The 8,743-nt window shown below is 71.5% G+C and carries 10 protein-coding genes; 9 read left to right on the top strand and 1 reads right to left on the bottom strand.

The features are described 5' to 3' along the window. The 5 genes from AB0E96_RS34730 to AB0E96_RS34750 all read left to right on the top strand — a co-directional run. Window positions 1–388 (top strand): F0F1 ATP synthase subunit gamma (locus AB0E96_RS34730; protein WP_359829784.1); only part of this gene is annotated, 388 nt, incomplete at its 5' end. 2 nt (window positions 389–390) lie between these two features. Continuing rightward, window positions 391–1,836, top strand: coding sequence for a F0F1 ATP synthase subunit beta (atpD, locus tag AB0E96_RS34735; protein ID WP_359829785.1), 1,446 nt, complete (start codon window positions 391–393; stop codon window positions 1,834–1,836). A 186-nt stretch (window positions 1,837–2,022) separates the two neighbouring features. Next, a complete protein-coding gene (locus AB0E96_RS34740) occupies window positions 2,023–2,406 on the top strand; it encodes a F0F1 ATP synthase subunit epsilon (protein WP_030057524.1) in 384 nt (127 codons plus the stop codon). Between the two features lie 148 nt (window positions 2,407–2,554). Next, the gene (locus AB0E96_RS34745; protein WP_359829786.1) at window positions 2,555–3,055 is read left to right on the top strand and encodes a DUF2550 domain-containing protein; all 501 of its coding nucleotides are present in this window, start codon (window positions 2,555–2,557) and stop codon (window positions 3,053–3,055) included. A 97-nt stretch (window positions 3,056–3,152) separates the two neighbouring features. After that, window positions 3,153–3,725: a cob(I)yrinic acid a,c-diamide adenosyltransferase gene (locus AB0E96_RS34750; protein ID WP_359829787.1), complete on the top strand. Its 573-nt coding sequence runs from the start codon at window positions 3,153–3,155 to the stop codon at window positions 3,723–3,725. Between the two features lie 41 nt (window positions 3,726–3,766). On the opposite strand, the gene AB0E96_RS34755 is transcribed toward AB0E96_RS34750, so the two are convergent. Continuing rightward, window positions 3,767–4,387 (bottom strand): hypothetical protein, encoded by a 621-nt coding sequence (locus AB0E96_RS34755; RefSeq protein WP_359829788.1) that lies wholly within the window; start codon window positions 4,385–4,387, stop codon window positions 3,767–3,769. A gap of 157 nt (window positions 4,388–4,544) precedes the next feature. Here AB0E96_RS34755 and AB0E96_RS34760 point away from each other — a divergent pair, with 157 nt between their 5' ends. From AB0E96_RS34760 to AB0E96_RS34775, 4 genes are all read left to right on the top strand, one after another. Continuing rightward, a complete protein-coding gene (locus tag AB0E96_RS34760) occupies window positions 4,545–5,753 on the top strand; it encodes a histidine kinase (protein ID WP_359829789.1) in 1,209 nt (402 codons plus the stop codon). Next, complete coding sequence (locus AB0E96_RS34765) at window positions 5,750–6,400, top strand: response regulator transcription factor (RefSeq protein ID WP_359829790.1); 651 nt, start codon at window positions 5,750–5,752, stop codon at window positions 6,398–6,400. Before AB0E96_RS34760 ends, AB0E96_RS34765 begins: the two co-directional genes overlap by 4 nt. A gap of 202 nt (window positions 6,401–6,602) precedes the next feature. Further along, complete coding sequence (locus AB0E96_RS34770) at window positions 6,603–7,472, top strand: 3-hydroxyacyl-CoA dehydrogenase family protein (RefSeq protein WP_359829791.1); 870 nt, start codon at window positions 6,603–6,605, stop codon at window positions 7,470–7,472. A gap of 353 nt (window positions 7,473–7,825) precedes the next feature. After that, on the top strand, window positions 7,826–8,164 hold the full coding sequence (locus AB0E96_RS34775) for an STAS domain-containing protein (RefSeq protein WP_359829792.1): 339 nt from the start codon (window positions 7,826–7,828) through the stop codon (window positions 8,162–8,164). Window positions 8,165–8,743: the final 579 nt, after the last annotated feature.

Raw genomic sequence — 8,743 nt, forward strand, 5'->3', positions numbered from 1 at the left:
CGAGTTCGTGTCCATGCTGACGCAGAACGCGATCGAGGCGCGGCTGCTGCCGCTGAAGCTGGACGAGGTCCAGCTCAGCGACCAGAAGCCGGCCAAGTCGGAGATCTTCCCGCTGTACGACTTCGAGCCGTCGGCGGAGGGCGTCCTGGACGCGCTCCTGCCGCGGTACGTCGAGAGCCGGATCTACAACGCGCTGCTGCAGTCGGCCGCTTCCGAGCACGCCGCCCGCCGCCGCGCGATGAAGAGCGCGACGGACAACGCCGGCGAGCTCATCAAGTCGCTCACGCGGCTTGCCAACTCGGCCCGTCAGGCCGAGATCACCCAGGAAATCAGCGAGATCGTCGGTGGCGCCAACGCGCTCGCTGACGCGAGCCGCGGGAGCGAATGAGTATGACCACCACTGTTGAGCCGACCACGGCGACGGGCCGCGTCGCGCGGGTCATCGGCCCGGTCGTCGACGTGGAGTTCCCCGTCGACGCGATTCCGGACATGTACAACGCCCTGCACGTCGAGGTGGACAACCCCGACGGCTCGGGCAAGAAGACCCTGACCCTCGAGGTCGCCCAGCACCTCGGCGACGGCATGGTCCGCGGCATCTCGATGCAGCCGACCGACGGCCTGGTCCGTGGCTCGCAGGTCACCGACACCGGTGCCGCGATCTCCGTCCCGGTCGGCCAGATCACCAAGGGCAAGGTCTTCAACGCCCTCGGCGACGTGCTGAACGTGGACCAGGCGGAGTTCGACAAGCAGGTCGAGGTCCGCTGGCCGATCCACCGCACCGCTCCGGCGTTCAAGGACCTCGAGTCCAAGACGGAGATGTTCGAGACCGGCATCAAGGTCATCGACCTGCTCACCCCGTACGTCCAGGGTGGCAAGATCGGTCTGTTCGGTGGTGCCGGTGTCGGCAAGACCGTTCTGATCCAGGAGATGATCTACCGCGTCGCCGAGAACTTCGGTGGTGTGTCGGTGTTCGCCGGCGTCGGCGAGCGCACCCGTGAGGGCAACGACCTCATCGACGAGATGGTCGACTCGGGCGTTCTGGACAAGACCGCGCTGGTCTTCGGCCAGATGGACGAGCCGCCGGGCACCCGTCTGCGCGTCGCGCTCTCCGCGCTGACCATGGCGGAGTACTTCCGTGACGTCGAGAAGCAGGACGTGCTCCTCTTCATCGACAACATCTTCCGGTTCACCCAGGCCGGTTCCGAGGTGTCGACCCTGCTCGGCCGCATGCCCTCCGCGGTGGGCTACCAGCCGAACCTGGCCGACGAGATGGGCCTCCTGCAGGAGCGCATCACCTCGACCCGCGGTCACTCGATCACCTCGATGCAGGCGATCTACGTCCCCGCGGACGACCTGACCGACCCGGCGCCGGCCACCACCTTCGCCCACCTGGACGCGACCACCGTTCTGTCGCGCCCGATCTCGGAGAAGGGCATCTACCCGGCCGTCGACCCGCTGGACTCCACGTCCCGCATCCTCGACCCGCGGTACATCGCGCAGAACCACTACGACACGGCCCTCCGTATCAAGGGGATCCTGCAGAAGTACAAGGACCTCCAGGACATCATCGCGATCCTCGGTATCGACGAGCTGTCCGAAGAGGACAAGATCACGGTCCACCGTGCCCGTCGCGTCGAGCGCTTCCTCTCGCAGAACACCTACGTGGCGAAGCAGTTCACCGGTGTCGAGGGCTCGACCGTGCCGCTGTCGGAGACCATCGAGGCCTTCAACGCGATCGCGGACGGCAAGTACGACTCCGTCCCGGAGCAGGCCTTCTTCATGTGCGGTGGCATCGAGGACCTCGAGAAGAACGCCGCCGAGCTGGCGAAGAAGTAATCGCGGCCGGTAGCAGCTGTGCGTGACCGTGAGGGGTGGCCCCCGAGCCTGGGGACCACCCCTCGCGTCGCATCGGCTGTGATTCCGGTCAAATCCGTGCCGCCGGTTTCATGCCGGAGGCGCGGGGCCGTTATTCTTACCGAAACTCCCGAGTAATCGGGCGTTGCATGAGCCTAGGAGCCCACGTTGGCTGAGCTGCACGTCGAGCTGGTCGCAGCCGACCGCAAGGTGTGGTCCGGTGCGGCCACCATCGTCGTCGCCCGTACGGCCTCCGGTGACACCGGCATCATGCCGGGACACACCCCGGTGCTGAGCGTGCTGGAGACCGGTCCCGTCACCATCCGCACGGTGGACGGCGGCACCGTGATCGCCGCGGTGCACGGCGGCTTCATCTCGTTCGCCGACAACAAGCTGTCTCTGCTCGCGGAGATCGCCGAGCTGGCGGACGAGATCGACGTCGCGCGTGCCGAGCGCGCACTGGAGAAGGCCAAGTCGGACCTGGACGAGCACGCCGAGCGTCGCGCCGAGGTCCGTCTGTTCGCGGCGCGCGGCCTCAAGGCCCACGCCTGAGTGCGCCGGACCCCGGCTTAGCGGGGTCGACCGACGGTCCCGGGGACGCGTGAGCGTGACCCCGGGACTGTCGTCGTAGTTGGTAGGTCAGGGCGGTCGCTTCATACGACCGTTACGGGGAACGCGGGTAGCGAGGAGGTGGGTGAGCATGGTCCTCGCGCTTGTGCTGTGTGCGGCGGTCGTGGCCCTGGGAGTGATCGGGCTGATGGCCTTCGCCGTCAGGCGCCGCCTGATCCAGCGGGTCGGCGGCACCTTCGACTGCAGTTACCGGCTCAAAATGCCCGCCGACGCCTCGACGCAGCCCGACCTCGACGAGAACGGCAAACCCACCTCAGCCCCGGTCCCCCCGACCGACGGCAAGGGGTGGGTTTTTGGTATCGGCCGCTACAGCGGTGACTCGATCGAATGGTTCCGGGTCTTCTCGTACGCCCCTCGCCCGCGCAAGGTGCTGCCGCGCCGGGAGATCGAGGTGCTCGGCCGGCGCTACCCCGAGGGCCAGGAGGAGCTCGCGCTGCTGTCCGGCTCGGTGGTGCTGCGCTGCCTGCACAACGGGGCACCGCTGGAGCTGGCGATGAGCGAGGACGCGCTGACCGGCTTCCTGGCCTGGCTGGAGGCGGCGCCCCCGGGGCAGCGAGTCAACGTGGCGTAGCGACGAGACTCGGTGGGGGCACCTCCCGGCCGGAGGCCGGGGGACGGCGTCGCGTAGCGGGGCCGACGCCGCCCGGCCCGGCGGCTAGTCTGGCCGCATGGTCAATCTGACGCGCATCTACACCCGTACCGGCGATGACGGCACCACCGCGCTCGGCGACATGAGCCGGACCAGCAAGACGGACCCGCGGCTGGTCGCGTACGCGGACACCAACGAGGCCAACGCGGCGATCGGGGTGGCCCTGGCGGTCGGGGGGCTGCCGGAGCCCATGACGGCGGTGCTCGTCCGGGTCCAGAACGACCTGTTCGACGTCGGCGCCGACCTGTCCACCCCGGTGGTGGAGGACCCGAAGTACCCGCCGCTGCGGGTGCTGCAGTCCTACGTCGACCGGCTGGAGGCGGACTGCGACGAGTACCTGGCGCAGGTGGAGAAGCTGCGCAGTTTCATCCTGCCCGGCGGCACGCCCGGTGCGGCCCACCTGCACCTGGCCTGCACGGTGGTGCGGCGGGCCGAGCGGGCGACCTGGGCGGCGATCGCGGAGCACGGCGACAGCGTCAACCCGCTGACCGCGAAGTACCTCAACCGGCTGTCCGACCTGCTGTTCATCCTGGCCCGGGTGGCCAACAAGGAGCGCGGCGACGTGCTCTGGGTCCCGGGCGAGAACCGCTAGGGCCCGAGCGGGCACCCGCTCCGGACGGGCGCCGGCGGTTCTCAGGACCGGTCCGCCGGGGTGCGGGCGGGCTCGGTGCCGGTGGCGGCCTTCTCCGTGACCACCCGGCCGTTCTCGACCGTCACTCCGGCCGGGGCCTCCTTGGGCCAGAGCGAGTAGCAGCCGGCCACGACCACGTTGACGACGGCCGCGATGCCCAGCTTCCAGTACCACTGGGCGAAGGTGCCGAAGTGCGCGGAGCCGTCGGAGAGCGGGACGAGCAGGCTGATCAGGCTCAGCGTGATCGCGGCGGACACCACGGTCCGGCCGGCGACCTGCCACTCGTACCTGGTCCGCTCCGGCCCGTACTTCGGCGAGGGCAGCGGCTTGGGCCCGCCGGCGAAGCGGTGCTGGAAGTGCCGGTCGGCCCAGCGGACCAGCGAGGGGCCGTAGCCGATCGAGAAGCCCGCGTAGCTCGCGGCCAGCGCGTGCGTCCAGCTCGCGGTGGCGCCGCCGCGCAGGTCGAGGACGGTGAGGGCGTACAGGGTGAGGTCGACCACCGGCAGGCCGATCAGCAGCACGGTGCTGGTGCGGCGCCACCGGAGCAGGTAGCGGCTGGCGAGGCCGAGGCCGAGCAGGATCCAGAAGGAGATCTCGGCCGCGACGATGAGAGTGACGATCACGTTCTGCTCCCGGACGTTTTCGGTGGTGCCTCCAGCCTCGTGCGCGGGCGCGCCGGTGTCGTCGTCGCGCGGTGCCGTCCGGGCCTGCATCTTTCGATGTAGCGGGCTCCTCCGTGGACCGGAGCCGGGTGGGCCGCGGGGATGGTGAGATGGGAACGTGCCGCTCCCGTTCCCCGTCCTCCCCCCGCGCCGCCAGGACCAGCTGATCGCCCTGTGCGGGCTGCTCGGCGGGCTGGTCCTGATCGCCTTCAAGGTGTACGACCGGGCCGACCGGGTGCCGCTGTGGGCGGTGCTGGCGCCGCTGCTGGGGATGTCGGCGATGGAGCTGGTCCGGCGGACCAGGCCGGTGCTGGCGGTGTCGGTCGGCGGGCTGGCCTTCGCGGGGAGCGTGTTCGCGGGCAGCCTGATGGCGACGCTGATCATGTACACCGACCTGCTGTACGCGGCGGTGCTCTACGGCAGCGCGCGGATGTCCCGGGTGCTGCACCTGAGCGGCGGGGCCACCGTGCTGGTGCTCTCCACGCTGTCGGCGATCTACACCGGCACTTCCGCCGCGCTGCTGGTGGCGGTGGTCAGTTCGCTGGTGTTCCTGGGGCCGGTGTGGACCGGCGACGTGGTGCGCAAGCACCGCCGGGAGGCGGAGGCCGAGCGGCTGCGGGCGGAGCAGACCGCGCTGCTCTCGGAGATGGACCGGCGCGAGGCGGTCGGCGCCGAACGGGCCCGGATGGCAAGGGAGTTGCACGACGTGGTGGCCAACCACCTGTCGGCGATCGCGATCCACGCCACCGGTGCGCAGTCGGCCGCCAGGCGGCGGCGGCTGGCCGAGGACGACCCGCTGGTGGAGGTGCTCGCGGTGATCCGGGAGAACAGCGTCCAGGGATTGGCCGAAATGCGCCGCATGATCGGGCTGCTCCGGGAGAGCGGGGGCGGAGAGGCGGACGCGTCCTACGCGGCGCCCGACCTGGCCGCGGTGGACGCCCTGCTGGCCAAGGCCCGGGCGGCCGGCCGGGACGTCGGGCTGGACTTCGAGCTGACCGAGCAGGGGGAGCGCGGCGACCTGCCGGTGCCGGTCGGCCTGGCCGCGTACCGGATCGTCCAGGAGTCGCTGACCAACGCGCTCAAGCACGCCGGGCCCGGACTGGTCAGCCTGCGGCTGGAGTTCGCGCCCGAGGAGCTGCGGATCGCCGTCGACAGCCCGTACCGGGGCGGCCCGGGCCGGGAGCTGCCCGGCGCCCGGGCCGGGCTGGTGGGCATGGCGGAGCGGGCCGGGCTGCTCGGCGGCCGCTTCGAGGCGGGGCCGAAGGACGGACACTGGAGCGTGCGCGCGGTGCTGCCGCGCGCCCACGGGAACGAGGGGCGGGCATGACGATCCGGGTACTGGTGGCCGAGGACCAGGCGGCGGTGCGGGCGGCGCTGGTGATGATCCTGCGCGCCGAGCCGGGGTTCGAGGTGGTCGGGCAGGCCGCCGACGGCGAGGAGGCCGTCCGGCTGGCGCTGGAGCTGAGGCCGGACGTGGTGCTGATGGACGTGCAGATGCCCCGGCTGGACGGCGTGTCGGCGACCCGCGAGGTGGTCACGGCCGGCGCCGGCCAGGTGCTCGTGCTGACCACCTTCGACCTGGACGAGTACGTCTACGGCGCGCTGCGGGCCGGCGCGTCCGGGTTCCTGCTCAAGGACCTGGAGGCGGACACCCTGATCGAGGGCATCCGGACGGTGGCGCGCGGCGACGGGATGCTGGCGCCGTCGGTGACCAAGCGGCTGATCGGGACCTTCGCCCGCCCCGAGCGGCCGGTCGGCCCGGAGGCCCGGGCCGCGGTGGGGGCGCTGACCGGCCGTGAGCGGGAGGTGCTGGCCTGCATCGGGGCGGGGATGTCCAACGGGGAGATCGCGGTCCGGTTGGAGATGGCGGAGGCGACCACCAAGACGCACGTCAGCCGCATCCTGGCGAAGCTGCGGCTGCGCAGCCGGGTGCAGGCGGCGATCCTGGCGCAGGACCTCGGGATGACCGTCTGATCACCGGACGGGCCGGTCGTCCGACCGTCCGACGAGCCGACCGGTTCGGTTGCAGATCACACTCCCGATTGCTATTGCCCGGGGGATCCGGGCAGTTAGAGTCCCGGAAACGAGCGACGCGGCTCGCAACGGCGGTGACCCCTGCCCTGAGCCGCCTTCAGGGCCCGCCCGCGGGGCGGCGACGGCATCGGGAGACCCAGCCATGAGCAATGCGTCCAGCAAGCAGATCGCCGTGATCGGTGCCGGCCTGATGGGCGCCGGCATCGCCCAGGTGTCCGCGCAGGCCGGCCACCCGGTGGTGCTGCGGGACGTCACCGAGGAGGCGCTCCAGCGGGGTCTCGCGGGCATCCGCGCCTCCTACGAGAAGTTCGTCGCCAAGGGCAAGTTGAGCGCCGAGGACGCCGAGGCCGCGCTGGGCCGGATCACCACCACCACCGACCTGGGCGCCGTCGCCGAGGCCGACATCGTGGTCGAGGCCGTGTTCGAGAAGGTGGAGGTCAAGGAGGGCGTCTTCCGCGAGCTCGACAAGCTCGCCAAGGACGGCGCCGTGCTGGCCTCCAACACCTCCGCCATCCCGATCACCCGGATCGCGGCCGTCACCGGGCGCCCGGAATCGGTCGTCGGCGTCCACTTCTTCTCGCCGGTCCCGATGATGAAGCTGGTCGAGCTGGTCCGCGGCTACAAGACCAGCGACGAGACGCTGGCCACCGCCCGCGCCTACGCCGAGGGCGTCGGCAAGGAGGTCGTGGTGGTCAACCGCGACGTCGCCGGTTTCGTGACCACCCGCCTGATCACCGCGCTGGTCGTCGAGGCCGCCAAGCTGTACGAGTCGGGCGTGGCCACCGCCGAGGACATCGACACCGCCTGCCGGCTCGGTTTCGGCCACGCGATGGGCCCGCTCCAGACCGCCGACCTGACCGGCGTGGACATCCTGCTGCACGCCGCCCACAACATCTACACCGAGACCAAGGACGAGAAGTTCGCCGCGCCGGAGATCATGGCCCGCATGGTCACCGCCGGTGACCTGGGACGCAAGAGCGGCCGCGGCTTCTATCCGTACGAGGGCAAGTGACCCGGCAGGGCTGAACGACCGGCGGGCCGTGCGATCGGAGCATCGTACGGCCCGCTCCGCCGGGGCGGGTGAGTTTCCTCACGCCGGGTGCCGCAGACGGGTGATTTGGGCGGTAATCGAGCGTAGGTGTGGGGCCGACCTGCGTATATTCCCTCGGACGGGTGAAGTTGATTCAGATCTGGCCGGAACCAGCAACCTGTGGAGCCGGTTCACCGTCAGATGAGGGAACCCGGCATTCCGCCCGGGTCCGGGTGTGGGGCTGCGGCCCGCCCGGACGCACCCCACGCTCCCGCACCCGGCACGGCCGGGGCGGACCCGCCCCGCACCAGGCCGCCCAGGCGAAGGAGGAGAGCATGCGCATCACCGGCGACCACACGGCGCTGGCCATCGAAGGCCGCCTCGACGTGCGCACCGCCGCCGACGCACGGGCCCGGCTGCACCAGGCGGTGGACGGCGGCCTCGGCGACCTCGTGCTCGACCTCGGCCGGCTGGAGTTCTGGGACGCCACCGGACTCGGCGTGATCATGGGCACCCACCGGCGGGCCGGCCGGATCGGCCGCCGACTGGTGCTGCGCTCCGTCCCGGCCCAGCTCCAGCGGCTGCTGGTGGCCACCAAGCTGCACCGCATCCTGGCCGTCGACGGCGCCGCCGGCATGTCCGGTGTCGCCGAGGCGCACGGGATCGCCTTCTAGCGGACGCCCTCCGAGGACGCCTTCCGGGGAGGTACCCCTGGGCGGCGTCCTGTCGCGCACCCGGGAACGATCGGCAGGACGCCCCCGGGAGACGCCCGCCCCGTTCCGCCGCGCCGCGCGCCGGACCGCGCGCCCGTGCACCCCCGGCCCCGCCGCGCAACCCCCCTGGTCAGCGTGGCGGACCGGCCGTCAGACGCGGACCGCCCTGCACGGCCCGGTCCGAATGTGCAAGAGTCTGCCCGTCAGAAGACGGCCGCCGGGGCTGCCTCCAGCCCGGCCGCGGCCGCTACCGGGACGTCAGCCGGGCGGCGCGGGGCGCCGACGGTCGAGCACGATGCGGAGCAGAACGTGGCACAGCCATCCGGGGAGTTCCGGCAGGAGGCCGTCCGCATCCGTGGCGGCGAACTGGTCTCCGGCGGCCTGCTGGTGGGCGTCGGCGCCCCGGACGGCTCCGAGGTCAGGCCCTGCCCCGAGGAGTGGCGGCCGCGCCGGCGTACGGCGCGAGCGCCCGGTTGATCAGCTCGTTGGCGGAGCGCAGCGGGGAGAAGTAGAACGCCGCGGTGTCGATGTGGTTGACGC

The organism is Kitasatospora sp. NPDC036755, assembly GCF_040636595.1.
In the GTDB taxonomy this organism is placed as follows: domain Bacteria; phylum Actinomycetota; class Actinomycetes; order Streptomycetales; family Streptomycetaceae; genus Kitasatospora.